The 18,832-nt window shown below is 49.3% G+C and carries 18 protein-coding genes; 5 read left to right on the top strand and 13 right to left on the bottom strand.

Going from position 1 to position 18,832, the window contains the following annotated elements:
* Positions 1-25: 25 nt before the first annotated feature.
* Complete coding sequence (locus tag QNM19_RS14555; RefSeq protein ID WP_284026849.1) at positions 26-2,212, bottom strand: bifunctional diguanylate cyclase/phosphodiesterase; 2,187 nt, start codon at positions 2,210-2,212, stop codon at positions 26-28.
* A gap of 184 nt (positions 2,213-2,396) precedes the next feature.
* On the opposite strand from QNM19_RS14555, the gene QNM19_RS14550 reads away from it, so the two are divergent.
* A complete protein-coding gene (locus tag QNM19_RS14550; protein ID WP_156202449.1) occupies positions 2,397-2,927 on the top strand; it encodes a hypothetical protein in 531 nt (176 codons plus the stop codon).
* Complete coding sequence (locus tag QNM19_RS14545; RefSeq protein ID WP_049866081.1) at positions 2,924-3,805, top strand: TIGR03899 family protein; 882 nt, start codon at positions 2,924-2,926, stop codon at positions 3,803-3,805. The genes QNM19_RS14550 and QNM19_RS14545 overlap by 4 nt, the downstream gene beginning before the upstream one ends.
* A 62-nt stretch (positions 3,806-3,867) precedes the next feature.
* Here the strand turns inward: QNM19_RS14545 and QNM19_RS14540 are convergent, their stop codons facing one another.
* The 9 genes from QNM19_RS14540 to QNM19_RS14500 all read right to left on the bottom strand — a co-directional run bounded on the left by QNM19_RS14540 (position 3,868) and on the right by QNM19_RS14500 (position 10,920).
* Entirely contained in the window at positions 3,868-4,629 is a 762-nt protein-coding gene (locus tag QNM19_RS14540) for a TIGR04219 family outer membrane beta-barrel protein (protein WP_049866080.1), read from the bottom strand.
* Between the two features lie 4 nt (positions 4,630-4,633).
* Positions 4,634-5,632 carry a DUF2333 family protein gene (locus tag QNM19_RS14535; protein WP_049866079.1) on the bottom strand — a complete coding sequence of 333 codons (999 nt, stop codon included), beginning with the start codon at positions 5,630-5,632 and terminating at the stop codon, positions 4,634-4,636.
* An 8-nt stretch (positions 5,633-5,640) separates the two neighbouring features.
* Entirely contained in the window at positions 5,641-6,153 is a 513-nt protein-coding gene (locus QNM19_RS14530; protein WP_010383694.1) for a copper chaperone PCu(A)C, read from the bottom strand.
* A gap of 140 nt (positions 6,154-6,293) precedes the next feature.
* Positions 6,294-6,617, bottom strand: coding sequence for a hypothetical protein (locus tag QNM19_RS14525; protein ID WP_049866078.1), 324 nt, complete (start codon positions 6,615-6,617; stop codon positions 6,294-6,296).
* Between the two features lie 8 nt (positions 6,618-6,625).
* Positions 6,626-6,832 carry a PspC domain-containing protein gene (locus QNM19_RS14520; RefSeq protein WP_049866077.1) on the bottom strand — a complete coding sequence of 69 codons (207 nt, stop codon included), beginning with the start codon at positions 6,830-6,832 and terminating at the stop codon, positions 6,626-6,628.
* Positions 6,833-6,891: 59 nt separating this feature from the next.
* The gene (locus QNM19_RS14515) at positions 6,892-7,557 is read right to left on the bottom strand and encodes a PspA/IM30 family protein (protein ID WP_049866076.1); all 666 of its coding nucleotides are present in this window, start codon (positions 7,555-7,557) and stop codon (positions 6,892-6,894) included.
* Positions 7,558-7,731: 174 nt separating this feature from the next.
* Positions 7,732-8,745, bottom strand: a complete 1,014-nt coding sequence (gene dusA / locus QNM19_RS14510; protein ID WP_284026848.1) for a tRNA dihydrouridine(20/20a) synthase DusA — start codon at positions 8,743-8,745, stop codon at positions 7,732-7,734.
* A 209-nt stretch (positions 8,746-8,954) separates the two neighbouring features.
* On the bottom strand, positions 8,955-9,971 hold the full coding sequence (gene galE, locus QNM19_RS14505; RefSeq protein ID WP_049866479.1) for a UDP-glucose 4-epimerase GalE: 1,017 nt from the start codon (positions 9,969-9,971) through the stop codon (positions 8,955-8,957).
* 85 nt (positions 9,972-10,056) lie between these two features.
* On the bottom strand, positions 10,057-10,920 hold the full coding sequence (locus QNM19_RS14500; protein ID WP_049866478.1) for a TolB-like translocation protein: 864 nt from the start codon (positions 10,918-10,920) through the stop codon (positions 10,057-10,059).
* Positions 10,921-11,090: 170 nt separating this feature from the next.
* Between QNM19_RS14500 and QNM19_RS14495 the strand changes: the two genes are divergently transcribed.
* The 3 genes from QNM19_RS14495 (at position 11,091) to yjjG (ending at position 13,289) form a co-directional block, all read left to right on the top strand.
* Positions 11,091-11,990, top strand: a complete 900-nt coding sequence (locus QNM19_RS14495) for a phosphoribulokinase (protein ID WP_010383702.1) — start codon at positions 11,091-11,093, stop codon at positions 11,988-11,990.
* 73 nt (positions 11,991-12,063) lie between these two features.
* A complete protein-coding gene (gene yjjX / locus QNM19_RS14490; RefSeq protein ID WP_284026847.1) occupies positions 12,064-12,597 on the top strand; it encodes an inosine/xanthosine triphosphatase in 534 nt (177 codons plus the stop codon).
* Positions 12,594-13,289: a pyrimidine 5'-nucleotidase gene (gene yjjG / locus QNM19_RS14485; RefSeq protein ID WP_284026846.1), complete on the top strand. Its 696-nt coding sequence runs from the start codon at positions 12,594-12,596 to the stop codon at positions 13,287-13,289. The genes yjjX and yjjG overlap by 4 nt, the downstream gene beginning before the upstream one ends.
* A gap of 34 nt (positions 13,290-13,323) precedes the next feature.
* Here yjjG and rlmB read toward each other — a convergent pair whose 3' ends face one another.
* Genes rlmB through QNM19_RS14470 form a run of 3 tightly spaced genes read right to left on the bottom strand, consistent with a single transcriptional unit; the run spans position 13,324 to position 18,809 of the window.
* Entirely contained in the window at positions 13,324-14,064 is a 741-nt protein-coding gene (rlmB, locus tag QNM19_RS14480; protein WP_010383706.1) for a 23S rRNA (guanosine(2251)-2'-O)-methyltransferase RlmB, read from the bottom strand.
* A 2-nt stretch (positions 14,065-14,066) separates the two neighbouring features.
* Positions 14,067-16,562, bottom strand: a complete 2,496-nt coding sequence (gene rnr / locus QNM19_RS14475) for a ribonuclease R (protein ID WP_284026845.1) — start codon at positions 16,560-16,562, stop codon at positions 14,067-14,069.
* A gap of 60 nt (positions 16,563-16,622) precedes the next feature.
* Entirely contained in the window at positions 16,623-18,809 is a 2,187-nt protein-coding gene (locus tag QNM19_RS14470; RefSeq protein ID WP_284026844.1) for a hybrid sensor histidine kinase/response regulator, read from the bottom strand.
* Between the last annotated feature and the right edge of the window lie 23 nt (positions 18,810-18,832).

Here is an 18,832-nt window from a genome sequence, read left to right as displayed (position 1 = left end):
TAAAAAGCGCCATAGCTTCCCAGTACTAGCTTTTCAAATACGCCAGTAAGTCGGCTTCAGCCATGGGTCTGGCAAAGAAAAACCCTTGTACTTCATTGCACCCTAAAGCACGCAAAATATCGGCTTGCTCTTGCGTTTCAACGCCCTCGGCAATGGTTTTAAGACCCAAATGACGACCTAAAGAGATCACCAGCTCGGCTATAGCGCCGGAGTCTTCGTGCGGGATCCCTTTCACAAAGGCCCGGTCAATTTTAAGCCTGGCGAGTGGCAGCTTTTGTAAATAACTCAACGAAGAGAAGCCAGTACCAAAATCATCAATAGCAACTTCTACCCCGAAAGACTTCAGCTCGCTCAGCGTATGTACCACAGTATTGATTTCATCCATCACCACGCTCTCTGTGACTTCGAGCTCAATTTTTTGTGGCTCAACATCATGATCCAGAATGGTCTGTTTAACCTGCTGCGCATAGTTGGAGACCTTAAACTGTGGCACAGAGACATTGACGGCCACACTGATATCATGTCCCAGTGAACTCAGCTGCTTCTGCATCATGCATGCCTGCTCCAGCACCCACTGACCAATCTCGACAATCAGCCCGGCATCTTCGGCCAAGGGCACAAACACCGCCGGCGAAATGTAATCCCCCTTCCCAGTGGGCCATCTCAATAAGGCCTCACACCCAATCACCGTCATGGTTTGTAAACACAACTGAGGTTGATACCAGACTTCCAGCTTACGTTGTTCAAAATCTTGCCGCAGCTGGCGGATCAAGCCCAATCGCCAGGCCATTTTTTCTTCCAGATCAGAGCTATACCAGTTGAGCGTTTGACGCCCTTGCTTTGCCTGGTTCAGGGCGATGTAGGCCAGCTTCAGGGTTTCAAGGCCTTGTGGTGAAAAGTCGACTTGGCAACACACGCCAATATGAAAATGCATCGTCAATACGTGCTCACCAACCTGATAGGGGACAGTGAGCGCATCTAAAAACAGGGTTTCGTCAAAACTTTGCTTGGGTAGCAGCACCCCAAACACATCAGCACCAATTCGTGACAATAACTCGCCCTGCGGACACTCCTGTTGCAAGCGCTCTTTGACAGCCAACAGCAGTAAATTCCCCACTTCCTGGCCTAAGCCATTGTTGATATCCGAAAACTGCGCAATATCAATCAACACGAATACCAGCTGATCTTGCTCTGGCTTATAATACTGGGCTATCTGATCGACAAAGTTTGCCCGGTTTGGCAAACGGGTCAGCGCATCTTTATAGGCAACGTCGCGCAGTTCATTGATCAGTTTAATGTTATCGAGGCCCACACTGACATTGGTTAAAAAGATTTCAGCAAACTGCATTTGCGCCGCATTGGGCGGCTCTGCCAGTTCAAGATAAATAGCGGCACGGCGATTTTTACCTTGTAGTAAAAAGGTCACATCGTGATCGGTTTGCTGATGAGCATCCATATCAAAGCAGTTTTGCACCTGCATGATCACCCGGCCATTATCTATCTGCTCCAGCCCCTGACCAATATGTGCAAGATAAGGTTGTGTACCGCCAAAGACCAGCACCTTTGCGTCTTTCTCTATCGCGCCGGCCACCAGGCCATGTGGTTCTGAACCCAAGATTTTAGCCAGCTGGTTGACCACCGACAGACCAAAAGAGGGCATATCCGTGTGGCCCAGGATCGCATGGGATGCCTCCAGAATATTGGTCAGTGCCACACTTTGCTGTTCGAGCTCGCAGATTTGTTGATATGACCGAATGGCCGTCAATAAAGAGGTAACCAGTTTCCCACGGGTCAGCTCGGTTTTCATTTTATAGTCATTGATGTCGTATTCACGAATGACTTTTTCTTCCGGTGCATAACCCGGCTGCCCTGTACGCAAAATAATTCGCACGGCGTAGTTACCAAATTCATCACGTACTTTTTTTACAACAGACAGACCCGCATCATCGCTTTCCATCACGACATCGAGCAATAAGATGCAAATTTCGGGATGTTGTGACAACACGTCGAGTGCCTCTTTGCCCGAATATGCATGATGAAACTTGAGCGCGCGCCCCCAGAACTCTACGCCGGATAAGGCCAGTTTTGTGACCGAATGGATCTCCGGATCGTCATCCACAACCAGTACATCCCAATACGCGCTGACCGTTTCTTGTGAGTCATGCGTTGAGTCTTGATCCGCAAACAAAAACTCTTCTTGTTCTGACGCCATCATCAACCTTATGTTCAACTACTTAGTTTCTGCGCACATAGCATATTTGCCTATGTGTTATCTTTTAAATTATGATAGGTTTTTACTATCAAGATCCATACCCGTTAACACTCAAGTAATATTATAGTCGATGTTCAACAACTTGTGCTCGTTAACTAAATAATATAGCGGCTCTATGCAGGTTATGACAGCAACAATTTTTCGGACATTCACGTTCAGCATTGTTTTGATATTCGGCCTGGTTGTGGTCACCGCTTTACTTCCTTCAGACTACCGGGCTCAGACAACGCAACGGATCACCACCGATGACCTGCAAACGGTAAAAACCTATTTAGACGCCAGGCACTGGCAAGGATTATTGGCACCGCAAGCCGATTTGCAACTGACCTTTCTGACTAACGCCAGCCAGGTCGGCGGGTATGGTGAATTGCAACATCCCTGGGGGCTGGCAGAAGTCACGGTGCTTAGCCTGAGCCAACAGCACGTAACGGTACAGCTCAGATTCAATGCTGAGCATGTCGCACATATCGAGCTCTTGCTCAAGCCACAAGATGATGTATTGGCGCTACAACTCAGCGCCAGAGGCGAGAACCATACGCCGTTAGTCGGAGGGCTTTATGCGCGTTTTGCAGCCTACTATACGGAACAACAACTCAAATTAATGATGAATCAGCTGATCAGCCAGTTAAAACTGCACACACAAGGAGCGGTATGACAATAAAAAATGCCCAGGCCCGTTCCAGTTTAGCCCTTCTTATTGAAGAGAAACTGGGATATGCCATGATCAAACAGCCTAAAGCTGCGATTCAATCTGAAGACCGACGCTTTACGCAAACACCTAACCCCAATCAAAACCAATTTATTGTCCGCAGTGAACATGGCGTACTCAAACGCGCACTGAAACGCAATCAATTGCAGCGTATTGCACAACAACGCAATATCGAGTCCATTATGGGGATGTCACTGACCTTGTGCCCGGATGTTACCAGTCGGGGGCGTCCGGACCCAGACTGGCTGGAGCATTTTATTGCCCTCGCGGAAGACATTGCCAACAGTGCCATGCAGAAACTCTGGGCGAAAATTCTGGTTGGCGAGTCAATCGCACCGGGCACGTTTTCAATCAAAAGCCTGCAAACACTGAAGCAAATGACGCAAAAAGAGGCGGACGCCCTACAGCGGTGCGCTTCCTTATGTGGCTACCTTGAAAAAGAAGACAGTTATTTGATTTTACTGGGCTTTTATAAAAAGCCTTCGCTGTTTGATTTACTTCGAAAGGGTACGAAAGAATCACTTAATCTGGCTCAGGCAGGGTTGAGCTTTCCTCATATTCTGACGCTGATGGACATTAACCTCATTTATCGGCAAGAAATTGAATCCGCCAACTTGCAAAAAGGCCAATCTCTGACACTCGCCTATCAGGGGAAACACCTCGCTATCGAAGCCAACAGCAACGATTTGGTGCTGAGTTATTACAAACTAACGCAAACTGGCGATGAACTGAAAAAGCTGATTAATACACCAGTCAATAAGACCTACAGGCAATTGCTCTCAAAAGCACTGGAAGAGGAGTTTACCCTGACCTGGGGCGCCTGATGAGTGAGGAATGTATCAAAGCAACAAACAGGCCCTTGATACATTCCTGATATACGGCGTATTTAGAAATGAACCTGCAAGCCGGCAAATGGGCCTGATGCATCGATATCTGTGGTGATATCATCAACGTCATCCAGTTCGACAACCATAGAGCGATAACCCGCACGAACTGCTACATCGACAGCCATATTATCGATAAACTCCCAGGCTACCCCAATCTGGAAGTCCTGGATCTTACTGTCGTCAATTGCCAGCACGCTGCCTTCAGCAAACACACTCAACCCGGTCAGTGGCAAACCCACTTCCCCTCTCAGATAACCCAGTGGGATAAAGCCTGAAAAGTCGACGGTCTCTGTGGTGGTTTCACCATTAGCAAAACCCGTTACGCTGATCTCGCCATCAAAATGCTTGGCGTTTAAACCAAAGTCGAATGAAATCAAATCATTGTCAAACAGCTCGTAATACAAGATGTAATCCATATGGTCTAAATCACCCACGGTATTGACCGTACCGCCTACGGTGAAGCTTTTATCACCGAAGTCGAAGGTTTCATTCAGTACCGCAGAACCGTCTAGTTGTAACTCGGTATATTTGAGCTTAACGTTCGGGACCAGTGGCACCGGGTGCTCAAGCGCGGCGTAAAAGCTTGAGAAGTTTTTATCAGAAAAGTCAAAGTCTTGCTGATTACCCTTGTTCGCAAAGCTACCTTCAGGCTCTGCGCCCCACGCTTCACCACCCAGGTATAAACCTAACAGAGTGTCTGCTTGTGCTGCAGGTGCGAGGCAAGCCAGAGATAAGGCTGCCGCTAAACAGTACTTTTTCATTTATTTATCCTTGCGCTAAAAGTTCACTGAGTTCAATAAGAGCCGCATTGGCCCGGGAAATATAGTTCGCCATCACCAGTGAGTGATTGGCTACCAATCCAAAACCACTACCATTTAAAATCACCGGGCTCCACACCGTTTCCTGTGTGGCTTCAAGTTCCCGAATAATCTGTTGCAGGCTCACTTTTGCATTTTTCTTCTCGAGCACATCCGCAAAGTCGTATTCTACCGCTCTTAAAAAGTGTAACAGGGCCCAAGTGGCACCGCGGGATTCATAAAATACATCATCAATCTTCCACCATGATGTTTTCACTTCATGATGATTCGCCGCATAAGTTGCCTGATTGGCTGCACTGTCACCTGCCAGGTCAGTGTTCAGCCTGTCCTGACCGACACTGGCGCTCAATCTCTGACTTAAACTCCCCATCCGCTTTTCAGCTTCTTTTAGCCAGCCTCTTAGATTATCCGCACGGGCATAAAACTGGCTACTTTGATCGGCCGGGTTGGAAATTTGCAGCAGGTAATCATTAAGGTGAGTAATACCAGTACGGTACTCCCCTTCTGCACTGGGCCATAACCACGCCGTTGAACTAATGTTAAATTGCGGCTGGGCTTTTTTCAGGCTGGGGTGCTCCGTCGATTGCGATTGAGAGCGACTAAAATCTTTACGCATAGACAGGGCCATGTCGCGCACCATTTCAAGCGCGCCATATTCCCATGCAGGCATATTATCCATTATCACACTCGGTGGTAATACGTCATTAGACAAATAACCACCGGGTTTATCGAGTAAAGTTTGCGAGACTGTGATTAAGGTATGTGTCGTCACATATCCTGTCACCAATTCGGTGTTCGATTGCTCTGCGTGACGTTTAGCACTGCCGACCACATCGAACTGTTCGGGCTCAACACTCCAGTAAACTGCGAGACCATACCCCAATAGCAATACTGCGATCAGGCCAGCCCAAATCTTACCCATGTGATTGTGTGTGTTGTGATCCATCAATACTCCTAGTGATGCTGATGTCCATTTTTCGCGTTATGCATCTGCGCTTTAAGCGACACCACTTCAATCAAGCCATAGACGCGATTGCCATCAGCAAAATATAGTGTAAGTTTACGATTTTCGCCTACTTTTAATGGTTTTGTCGGCTCAAAGGCCATCAGATGATAGCCACCGGGCTTAAACTCAACTTGACTGTTAGGCGCAATCTCCAGTTTTTCTATCTTTTGCATGCGCATCATGCCATTCACATGTGCATGTTCGTGGACCTCCACTCGCCCAAGCCCTTCAATTTCAGCTTTGAGAAGCGTCACCGCTTGTTGGCTATTATTGGCAAGTGTGAAATAGCCGGCAGTGGAGCTGGCCGTGGGCAAAAAGTCACGCAGCGTAGCGTGCGTCAGTTGCACTACGCCCTGTTCGGCGTGCGCATGGTGATGAGATTCGCCATGCGTGTGGTCCGGATGTGCCTGTGACATCCAAGGCAATGAACACAGCATAAAAAAGGCTAAATTTTTGATCATAAGCGCTTTCCTTGTTGAGTATAGTCCGTTTACTATACCACATCGCCCTTAGTTTAACGCGCTTTCATCACCATTTCTTTACAGCCGTACCGTGTTCGTAAAGGCGCTGCTCCCTGATACAGCCCCTCCGGCCAGACGCCTTAACACAGCGCCTGCTTATCGCTTACCAGCCAGCCGATTGCAACCAGAAACAATAACGGAATGGCAATGAGAACAGAGTTAAATAGTAATGCTAACACTAGCCCAATGAGCACAACTAATATCACGCCAAGCAACCCTATGCTCAGCAATGCCAGTAAGGCAAAAACGGCGATCATCGCGACAAACAGGCTAAGCATTTCAATCCCGACCCAACTTACATCCAAAACCATCTCTGGCACACTGAACCAGGCCAATGGAGAGGACACCCAGGAAAAAGCCGATAACACAACCAAGCCAAACAGTAAGATCAATGCCGCTTTCATAATGCCCCCTAAGTACGCTCCGACAGCACTACCCAGGCGATAAAGTACGCCATCACAACTAACACGGGTGCTTTCAGTGCTAATAACACCGTGATTAGGCGAACCAGCCAGGTTGGCATGTCCAGTCTGTTTGCCAGCTTGCTACATACCCCACCTAGCTTTTTACGAGGCGGTTGTGAACGTGTCGTATGGTAATAAGTGTCATGTTCTGTCATCAGAGTTCTCCTCATTGCTGCTACACCGGATACCCTTCGGCAACCGATAGTGCCAATACTTAAGCCGGTTGATTTCTTTGTTTCAATTCTGCCAACGCCTTGTCGACCTGCTCTTCCCGAGCCAGGGTTTCCAATGCCTGCCATTGTGCTTGCTCCTTACTTACCAAGTCATAGCTGTCCACTTCAGCTTCTACTCGCTCAACTTTGCGCTCCAGATGCTCAAAGCGAGTTAACGCTGCTGCTATCGACTGCTGACTGGCCACACTGCGCGCTTTCAGCTGCGTGGTGGCAGTGTGCTCTCGCCGAGCCAGCTGCGCCTCTTTTTGTCGCAATTGATGTATTTTTTCGCTCAGCGAACGCGCATCCTGCGCCAACTTGTCGTGGACCTGTTGCAGCTGTGTTGCTTCTTCTTCAATGTGTTGCAGCGCCTGCTGGCATGCCTGCTTTTCCATCAGTGCTGCCCGGGCCAAATCTTCACGGTCTTTTTGCAAAGCATATTCAGCCTGTTGTTGCCACTGCTCGACTTTTTTATTCACTGTTTGCTCACGGCGTACCAGCGCTTTTTGTTCACAGATCACCTGTACCACAGTGCTGCGACACTCAGTCAGTGCCGCTTCTAGCTGAGTCAGTATCTGACGCTGATTCTTCTCAGGATCATCCGCTTTGTCGAGCAACGCATTGAACTCGGCTTTGATTAAATCTTCAATTCGATCGATTAAGGCCATGACAGGCTCCTTGAGTAAGCTAATGTTGATTAACTTATTCCAAGGTTTATGCCAAAAACAAACAACTATTTAAAATCAATAGTTTAAGTTTTAAATTTGAGTGGGGAGGTGAAAAACAAGGGGGAGTGTTTGGTCAAAAAAGCCTATAATTAGCTTTTTTGACCAAACTAACAACTATAGTTCAGGAACAAAGGTCAGCGCCTTTTCCATGACACTGATATCGGCGCTTTTACCGTGGCCATTTTCCGATAAATGACGGCGGAAGCCACGTGCGCCAGGCTGATTTTGGAAAATCCCCAGCATATGGCGGGCAATGTGCCAAAAGTTAGCCCCCTTTGACATCTCTGCTTCGATATAGTCGTACATACTGCGAACTACCTGATGACGAGTCTGGGTAAACGCAGGTGCACCATACAGAGCACTGTCAACCTCAGCGAGCATAAAGGGGTTGCTATAAGCTTCTCGGCCTATCATCACGCCATCCAGGTGTGCCAGGTGGTGCTGACACTCTTCAATGGTTTTAACGCCACCATTGATGCTGATGTGCAGATCCGAATAATCCTGCTTCAATTTGTACACGCGCGGGTAATCCAGCGGCGGAATTTCCCGGTTTTCCTTGGGGCTCAGACCCTGCAGCCAGGCTTTACGGGCATGGATAATAAAATCATCACAGCCGGCTGTCTTTGAGGCCTCAATCAGGCGGGTCAAAAACTCATAGGAATCCTGCTCATCAATACCAATCCGGGTTTTCACCGTTACCGGGATAGAGACTTCGCTTTTCATCGCCGCAACACACTCAGCGACCAGCTCAGGTTCTGCCATCAAACAGGCACCAAAGCGACCATTTTGTACTCTGTCTGATGGACAGCCCACGTTGAGGTTTACCTCGTTATAGCCGTATTGTTCGGCGCGTTTAGCACATTCAGCCAGCGCTTTGGGATCGGATCCACCGAGCTGCAATGCCACTGGCATTTCATGCTCTCCAAAGTGCAAATAATCGCCTTTGCCAAAGATGATGGCACCGGTGGTGATCATTTCGGTATACAGTACTGCATGCTTAGTTAGTTTACGATGAAAGGTCCGGCAATGACGGTCCGTCCAATCTAACATCGGTGCAACGGAAAAGCGACGAAACGCTGAATCGCTTGTATTTACTGGGCTAATACCTGATTTATCTGTGTTTGTCATACTACCTCTGAAACGCCCCATTGCACGGCTCCAAACCGCGACCAGCGTCAATAACCTAACCACATCCCAGCCCATGCTCTGCAAATAAGGCGTCGCTTGTGGTCATCAATATAGATAAGGAGGGAATTATACACGCTGTTGCGGGGAGTTTCATCCAGCGATAATGCAGTGAAAGGAGAGAGCGGCCAAAACAGGCCGCTTACTGAGAATTACCCTTCATATCCGTTCGGGTTTTGGCTTTGCCAGCGCCAGGTGTCCTGCATCATTTCATCGATGCCGCGCTCTGCTCGCCAACCCAGCTCATTGAATGCTTTTTCGGGTGCCGCATAGCAGGCCGCGATGTCACCATCACGACGCGGTTTGATTTCATAGTTCACCGGCTTGCCCGCCGCTTTTTCAAACGCTTTAACCATGTCCAGCACCGAGTAACCATTACCTGTACCCAGGTTAAAAATATGCGCCCCAGCCTGAGCTGCAATCTTGTCCAGCGCTTTGAGGTGACCAATAGCGAGATCTACAACGTGAATGTAATCACGTACACCCGTGCCATCGTGCGTATCATAGTCATTACCAAAAACGCCCAGCGTGTCTAGCTTGCCCACCGCAACCTGCGCAATATAAGGCAGCAAGTTGTTTGGGATGCCATTGGGATCTTCCCCTATCTTGCCAGATATGTGCGCCCCTACGGGATTGAAATAACGCAAAATCGCAAACGCCCAGCGCGGATCTGACTTAGCCAAGTCCTGCAGGATCATCTCCACCATCAGCTTAGAGGTACCGTATGGGTTAGTTGTCCCGCCTACCGGGAAATCTTCACGAATAGGCAAGTTGGCCGGATCACCATACACTGTCGCAGAAGAACTGAATACCAGCTGGAATACATCAGCATCACGCATCGCATCCAGCAAAGTTAACGTTCCCTGGACATTATTTTGGTAATATTCAACCGGTTTTTGCACCGACTCTCCCACAGCTTTTAATCCCGCAAAGTGGATCACCTGGGTTATCTGGTGTTGTGCAAACACGCGGTCGAGAAATGCTTTATCACAAATATCGCCCTGGTAAAACGTCGCGGTGCGCCCTGTTAATGCCTCTACACGCTGCAAGGACTGCTGAGAGGAATTACTTAAGTTATCGACAACAATCACATCCTTGCCTTCACTAAGCAACTCCAGCACGGTATGCGAACCAATATACCCGGCACCACCGGTAACTAAGACGGTCATAGTCATTTTCCTAAAAATATATCTGTGTCCATTGTAATTGATCCCAACCAGTGTGTCAGTGTTTTACACTCAATGGCGACCTCAGTTATGCCTGGTTACACACAAATACCAGTCGCGATCCTTGCTTACTCAAGCGTGAAATCGTCCCTGGGCAATACGCAGACAGATTTCGCCAAAGCAAGACCTTATCAGGGTTATCCAAATGTCGGGTATAAATACGACCGGCAATGGCATAGGCGATCGTATCGTCATCAAACCAGGTGTAATAATGTACGCTGCCTGGTAACGCAAAATGCGGCGTCACCGTCTGAGTCTGTGCATCGAAGCTGGCAAACCATTGCTGACCTTGCGAGGTATAAGTAAAACTATACAGGTTCCGCGCGGCATTGTAGGCCAACGTGCGACCGATATCACTGGCAACTAACTTAGGCAAATGTCCTTTTAAATCGGTAAATTGTAAAGTGTGGGGCTCGCCAAGAATAAACATCACCAGTTGCTCGTCCTTACCCCAGGCGTGATATCCCACCGGTGCAATATGATCAAACACGCGCCGTGGTGACTGTGTTTCTGCAAATGGATAAAACCATAGCTTTTGCGAACCATCCGCTTCGACGACCACAGCTGAAAGACCCTCATCATAAGGGTATACCGTCGGTGAGTATTCAGATACTGGCGTATTGGTCAGATTACGGGCCTCATGGGTTGCAAAATCGTAAAAAAACAGGTCAGTCTGGCCACCCTCAGGGCTTGTTACCTGCTGGGTAAAATATACACCATTGTCGACAACCAAAGGTTGATTGTGATAACCATCAGCTGCACTGATTGGCTTCACCGACAGTGAACCAGATTGCTCTTCGGCCAACCAAAGCTGCGAGGCAGGCATTGCATTAAGTGTTCCTATAACGCCCCATAGTAATCCAGTGACGATGATCTTTTGCAGCAGAGTCATTGTGTTATATTCCTTGTTTTTTTCGCTATCATACCGAGCGACAGCAGGAACTCAATCACCACAGGGCAACTCTCCGCGAAATGCCTTGCGAATTTTCCCTTATCGAGTAACATCGAAAGGTGTTAATCGGAAGTTACGCTCAGTCCAACTGAGCCAGGTAAGGGGACAAAATGTCTGCAAAGCATCCAATCATTGCAATCACGGGAAGTTCGGGGGCCGGTACCACGACCACCACGGCCGCGATTAAGCACATTTTTCGCAGCCTGGACGCCAAAGCTGAGATTGTCGAGGGTGATAGCTTCCATCGTTATACCCGCCCGGAAATGGACAAGCTCAAACGCGAAGCTCTGCAAGAAGGTAAACACCTGAGCTACTTTGGTCAGGAGGCCAATGACTTTGCCGCACTGGAAGCGTTATTTGCCACTTATGGTCAGACCGGAACCGGTCAGGTCCGGCGTTATTTGCATACCTTTGATGATGCCGTACCGTATAACCAGTTGCCCGGCACCTTCACACCTTACCAGGAGCTGGATAGCAACAGTGATATGCTGTTTTATGAAGGTCTGCATGGCGGCATAGTGACCGAAGAGCATGATGTCGCCCATCATGTCGACCTGCTGATTGGCATGGTGCCGATTATTAACCTGGAGTGGATCCAAAAACTGATCCGCGATACGCATGAAAGAGGCCATTCTCGTGAAGCCGTCATGACCTCAATCGTGCGCAGTATGGATGATTACATTAACCATATTACCCCCCAGTTCTCACGTACCCATATTAATTTTCAACGCGTTCCCACCGTTGATACTTCTAACCCCTTTAGTGCCAAAGATATCCCCTCGCTGGACGAGAGTTTTGTGGTGATCCGTTTCAGGGATATAAAAGATGTCGATTTCCCCTATTATCTGCAGATGATCCAGGGCAGCTTTATGTCGCGCGTTAACACCCTGGTCGTACCCGGCGGCAAAATGGGCCTCGCTATGGAACTGGTATTAACTCCCCTGATCAAAGACTTACTTACAAAGAAACGGGCGTTGGAACAAATTGTCCCGCTGGACTTACCCGTTTAACGACTGCTTACACTTCACCGCTTGCGGGCTGTCCGGGGGGTCGTTACACTAGCGATTTTTCAGGGCATCGCAAATGGCAGCTATTAAGATACTTGTCGGGTCCAAAAACCCGGTTAAAATCAATGCCGCAAGGCAGATATTCACGCAGTATTTTCCACAGCACGATATTCAGTGTGAGGGGTTATCTGCACCAAGCGGGGTTGCTGATCAACCTTTGGGTGAAGCCGATACACTGCTGGGAGCCCAAAATCGTGTGCAATACCTGATTGATCAGCACGCTGCCGACTACTACTGTGCAATGGAAGGCGGTGCCCATCAGTTTTCCTACGGCCCTGCCACGTTTGCCTTTGTCGTCATATCCAATGGCCAAACTGAGAGTATTGGCCGCAGTGCCAACCTGCCACTACCACAACGTATTTATGATGCGCTGCTGGCAGGTGAAGAATTAGGTCATGTCATGGATCGTATGTTCGATACCGACAACATTAAACAAAAAGGGGGGGCGATTGGGTTGCTGACCAATCATCTGGCAACCCGGGAAAGTGCCTACACTCAGGCTCTGTTGCTGGCGATGGCCCCCTTTAACCATGTAGAGCTATACTCATGAAATACACCCATATTCTTTTTGATGCCGATGAAACCCTGTTCAGTTTCAACGCCTTTTTAGGCCTGAAGGCCCTCTTCGCGCGTTATGATGTCACGTTTAGCGAAGCCGATAACGCCGAATACCAACGCATCAACAAGCCTTTGTGGGTGCAATATCAGAACGGCGAAATTGATGCAAAAACCCTGCAGGTGACCCGTTTTCAGTTCTGGGCTGAGCGTTTGAATGTATCCGCTGAAACCCTCAACCTAGGGTTTCTCGATGCGATGGCAGAATTATGTAATCCGCTGCCCGGTGCCGCCGATTTGCTGCACGCCCTGCAAGGCAAAGCGACACTGGCCATCATCACTAACGGCTTTACTGCCTTACAGGAAAAGCGTCTTGCCCATACCGGGTTTAAAGACTACTTTCACAGCATTGTGATTTCTGAGCAGGTGGGGTTGGCCAAACCCGATCCAAGCGTATTCGAGCATGCTTTATCACTGCTGGGAACGCCAGATAAATCTCAGGTGCTGATGGTCGGAGATACCCCTGCCAGTGATATACTGGGCGCCAATCGCTATGGCATCGACAGTTGCTGGTTACGTCACCCGGGCGCTGAGTGCCCGCCAGAGATCACACCCACTTATGTCGTTGATAACCTGGCGCAACTACATGCGCTATTGCTGGATCCAGAAACACAAAAGGCAAGCTAAGCTTGCCTTTTCCACCCAATGTGTAGCCAGAAGGTTATTGCGCATTGCGCTGACGCAACACCTCAAACAAACAGATCCCGGTGGCCACAGACACGTTGAGACTGGAGACAGTACCAACCATCGGTATTTTTACCAACACATCACAGTGCTCGCGAGTCAAACGACGCATGCCATCGCCTTCAGCGCCCATGACCACTGCGATGGGGCCAGTAAGGCTGGCATCAAACAATTCCGTGTCTGTCTCACCTGCGGTTCCAACTACCCAGACACCCGCTTCTTTGATATCCCTGAGTGTACGGGCCAGATTCGTCACCTGGATCAGCGGTACGGTTTCCGCTGCGCCACACGCCACTTTGCGAGCCGTGCCATTTAACTTGGCAGATTTATCTTTGGGCACAATCAGTGCGTGCGCACCAGCGGCATCAGCACTGCGCAAACAGGCGCCGAGATTATGTGGATCCGTCACACCATCAAGGACTAAAAAGAACGGCGTCGATTCTCTGGCTAAGATCTCATCCAGGTCGCGCTCATTGAGTACACGGGCGGCTTTTACATTGGCAATGATCCCCTGATGCTGCTCACCATTGGCTTTATTATCCAACGCTTTACGCTGCATAAACTGCACGGAAATACCAAACTTGCGTGCTTCATTGACGACCGCATTAAGCCGTTTGTCATCTCGCCCCTTGAGAGCATAGATCTCTAAAAAGCGCTCTGGGGTGGTGGATAGAATGGCCTCAATAGAATGGAAACCAAAAATTAATTCGTTACTCAATGTTATGCTCCCGCACTCGATTTGTTTCTTTTACGCGCGTTTTTACCCGGGCGCTTTGCCTTGGTTTTGCTGGCACTTTTCTTGGTTTTCTTCTTACCGGTCAAAGTGGCTGCTTGTTTGGCTTTTTTAGCCTTCCCTTTAGGCGTGGTCTTCTTACCCTTTTTCGGCTTTTTGCCGTCGCTTTTGGCGGGTGTCGCGTCTTTATCAGCTTTGCTGTCTTTTTTGTCTTTGCCCGGGATCTTGCCGTCTTTCAACTGCGCACGAACACTTTTGCCAGCGCTTTCTGTCGTCGCTTTACGACGCCGTCTGGCATACCGGTCTGGCACTGCCTCTTCGGCCAGTGCCAGGTTAATGCGTCGCTCGTCCAGGCTCACGGAGTTGACGACCACACTCAGTTTATCACCGAGCCTAAAGACACTGCGGCTGTGCTCCCCAATCAGACAGTGCTTCGCGCCATCAAAATGGAAATATTCGTGGCCCAGGTTACTGACATGGATCATGCCATCGATTTGTAACTCATCGAGCCTGACAAACAAACCAAAATTGGTGACGGATGAAATCACCCCCGTAAATTCATCGCCCACATGATCTTGCATAAACTCACACTTGAGCCAGTCCGCTACCTCGCGAGTCGCATCATCGGCGCGACGTTCTGTCATTGAACATTGCTCACCGAGCTTGTCAGCCTCATCGCTTTCATACACATAAGCACCGGACACTTGCTGCCCCTGCTCCGCCAGGATCCCTTTAATCGCACGGTGCACCACCAGATCCGGGTAACGCCGGATGGGCGAGGTAAAGTGTGCATACGCCTTCAGCGCAAGACCGTAGTGACCAATGTTATCCGGTTGATAAACAGCTTGTTTCATCGAGCGTAATAGCATAGTCTGGATCAGCTCCAGCTCCGGGCGCTCGCCCAGACCGGCCAGGGCTTCAGTGATCTCCAAAGGCGTTGGCTCATGGCCCAGAGTGCTTTCGATCCCTAAGTCTTGCAGGAATAATCTGAACTGGCTGAGCTTTTCCGGATCGGGCTGATCATGCACCCGAAACAGCGCACTGGCTTCGTGTTTTTCCAGCAACCGCGCCGCCGACACATTGGCCAGGATCATACATTCTTCAATCAGTTTGTGGGCGTCATTACGTACCACAGGGACGATGGACTCAATTTTGCGGTGTGCGTTGAAGACAAAACGCGTCTCCAGGGTTTCGAATTCAATGGCCCCCCGAGCCTGACGCTCAGACTTCAGTGCCATGTACATCTGATGTAACTCACTGATGTGTGGATACAGTGTGCTGTATTGCTCACGCAAAACTTCATCACCCTGCAACATCGCATGCACCTTGGTATAGGTCAGACGTGCATGAGAATTCATCACCGCTTCGTAAAAGCGGTAACCTGACAAACGACCCGCTTCGGACACTGTCATCTCGGCCACCATGCAGAGACGGTCTACTTGCGGGTTCAAAGAACATAAGCCGTTAGACAGGACTTTGGGCAGCATAGGCACTACTTGCTCAGGGAAGTACACTGAATTCCCCCGAGAGATGGCTTCTTTATCAAGCGCACTGCCTTTAGGCACATAGTGCGACACATCGGCAATGGCAACCCATAAACGCCAGCCGCCGGACTTTTTGCGCTCGCAGTAAACCGCATCATCGAAATCTCGGGCATCTTCTCCATCGATGGTCAGCAGTGGTAGATCACGTAAATCGACTCGACCGAGTTTATCCGGCTCGGCGACAAACTCACCATGTTCTGCAACCTGATCAAGCACCGCCTGTGGCCACTCATAGGGGATTTCGTGGTTTCGTAACGCGACCTCAATCTCCATACCCGGCGCCATATGGTCGCCCAGTACTTCGGTCACCTTACCCACCGCATTCATTTGCTTGCTGGGGCTTTGGGTGATCTGAACCTGAACCATCTGGTTGTGACGGGCGCCATTTTCGCTGCCCGGCAGTACAATGATGTCCTGGGTCAGACGCGGATCTTCCGGCACCACGACTGCCATGCCATGCTCAACAAAAAAGCGCCCGACTATCGGTGCGCGCTCTTTTTCGAGCACCCGCACAATGCGTGCATCCACTTTACCACCGGACCCCCTGGAGCCTGCTTTTGCCAGCACCCAATCACCGTGCAATACTCTGTCCATCTGATACTTAGTGATAAACCAGTCTTTGGCTTCGCCTTCTACCTCCAAAAAACCAAAGCCATCACGGTGGCCAATCACCCGACCTTTGACCAGGCCATCCTCCGTTGGGATCACATAACATTTGAACTTGTTGAAAAACAGCTGGCCATCACGCTCCATGGCTCTGAGACGCCGCTTAAAGGCAATCTGTCGTTCATCTTCGAAGACTTTGAGGTCCTGACAAAGCTGATTGAAATTAGTCTTGTTATTGCTTTTTTGAATATGGTCAAGAATGAACTCACGGCTGGGCACCGGGTTGTCGTATTTTTCTTGTTCTCGGCTGAGATAAGGATCCTGTTTAGACATTCACTGAGTATGTAGAGAAGTTATACCTGTATTCTAACGCAAATCCTGCCAATGGCCCACCTAACCTTGCGCTTTTTCAAGCACTCTGGCAGTGATACGCTGATGGCAAGATTGCAGTGCCGAAGCGCTTTGCTTAGCAAATTGATGTAACGCAGGCCAGTCGATATCCCGCTCCTGCGCCGTACGGCGGCGAGTATGATGCAATGCCTGACGCAGTGCATACAGCCCCAGTTGTTCCACCTCATGTTCCAGCTGCAACAGCTTTTCTCGCAATGAATCATCAGACTGAATATCAGCCAACCCACGCAGCTGAGCAAATTCATAATCCAGTCGATCACTCAAATACACGAGCCGTGAAGCAAATTCAGACCGCACAGAGGACTCACTCAGCTGACGCTCGACAAAGGCCAGATCCACATAAGCCGCCTCTGTTGCTGCCAGACCGCTGCTATTTTGTTTTACGATACGCTCCAATGCCTGTCTTAATGCCGTGACGCGTAACGGCTTTTCCAGGCAGTCGAAAATCCCGGCTTGCTGATAAGCTTGTCGCGCCTGCTGATCTACATCACCCGTTAACGCCATCACAACAGGCGAATGCGTCAGTTCAAGATCCGTAAAACGTGTTTGATACCACTCTAAGCCATGGCCATCCGACAAATGCATATCTAACAGCACCACATCGAACTGGCCTTGCAACAGCCTGTGTTCGGCATCCGCCAGGGTTTCCGCCAGTTGATAATCCAGTCCTAAATTGTCGAGATAACCACGGACAACTTCACGGTTCAGAAGATTATCCTCCACGACGAGCACAGACATATCCCCTAATGTCGTTGGCTTGCTATCGAAGCTGTCAAGCTGCTCACCCAATTGCGAGTTAACCTGTATTTCAAAAAAGAATTCACTCCCCTGTCCAGGCTCACTGTGGACTTCCAGATCGACCCCCATGTTTTCCAGTAGCTGCTTACACAGAGCCAGGCCGACCCCGGCGCTATCAGCAATCGCACGTGGCGATCCAAATGTGACAAAAGGTTCAAAAACTTGCTGCTGCTGAGCACGACTCAGTCCAATGCCAGTATCTTTAACAGCAACACGCAGTTGATGACGATTGGTACTCAAAGCGTAACCAAAAACAATCAGCTCAACCGTGCCGTGTTCCGTATACTTTATGGCATTAGAAAGTAGGTTTTTAATCACCAAAGTGAAGGGGTCTTTGTCAATCATGACCTGTAGGTTGGCATCAACGCCTTGCATTGTCAGGGTCAGTTTCAGGTGCTTTTTCTCCGCCAGCGGCCTAAAAAAGCGAATTTGTTCCTTCAGGTGTGTCGCGAGATTGACGGGCTCCACTATGGTGTTGGGCACAGCCCCCCGCGCCTGCAACAAAATCTGATTCGCCAGATCCGACATCGACATGGCAGTGGCAATAATCACATCACAAAACTGCCCATGCTGCTGCGGCTCTCTGGGTGCCCGTTTAAGTAACTCCGCATGACCAACAATGGCATTTAAGGGGGTCCTGAGTTCGTGGCTGAGCAAAGTGAGAGAGCGCTCTTTATGCTGCGCAGCAAGTTCCGCGCGATGGCGTAACTCATGTAATTCCTGCTCACGTCGCCCACTGCACAGTAAACACAAGGAGAAACATAAGATCAGGGGCATAACGATAACGGACACAGAGAAAAACTGATTCACCCAGTTATTGGTGGTCAGGCTGTCATGCTGCGTGTAGTGATTAAGCATCAATAAACGCACTGTAAACACGATAAACAAACAAATACAGGCCTGTGCAAATGCCCAGTGTGCTGGCGAAAAACTTTGCCATTGGCGTCTCTGACCCAACCACAAAGCGCGCAGACACAGGATCATGCTCAGCGCCCAGCCCATGTAGTTTAAAATCACTCTGGCAATAAAGTTGGCATCAATATACGTGTAGTACACATAGCCCGGGAAAAAGATCCCTGCCAACAGCCACCAGGGCCAACTTAAACGGGGGACTGAAAAAAACTGTTCACTGCCGCGGCTCAAACAATATAAACCAATAAAAATCAGACAATTTGAGACAAAAATGGTCCAGGTCACGGACAAAGAAAATGAGGCGATGAAGATACAACCGAATGCGGTACAAACTGAAAAGCTAGCCCACAAACGGGTCCCCAGCAAGCGGCGATGGATAAACCAGTTGACCAGCATAAACAGTGCACACACGCATGACGTCAAAGCCAGGATCTGTAAAAGTTGTTTCGGATCGCCCATACCGCATCAAACATCGTCGTAAA

The organism is Pseudoalteromonas ardens (assembly GCF_030125445.1).
GTDB lineage: Bacteria > Pseudomonadota > Gammaproteobacteria > Enterobacterales > Alteromonadaceae > Pseudoalteromonas > Pseudoalteromonas ardens.
This window is presented reverse-complemented; position numbering and strand designations above follow the sequence as displayed.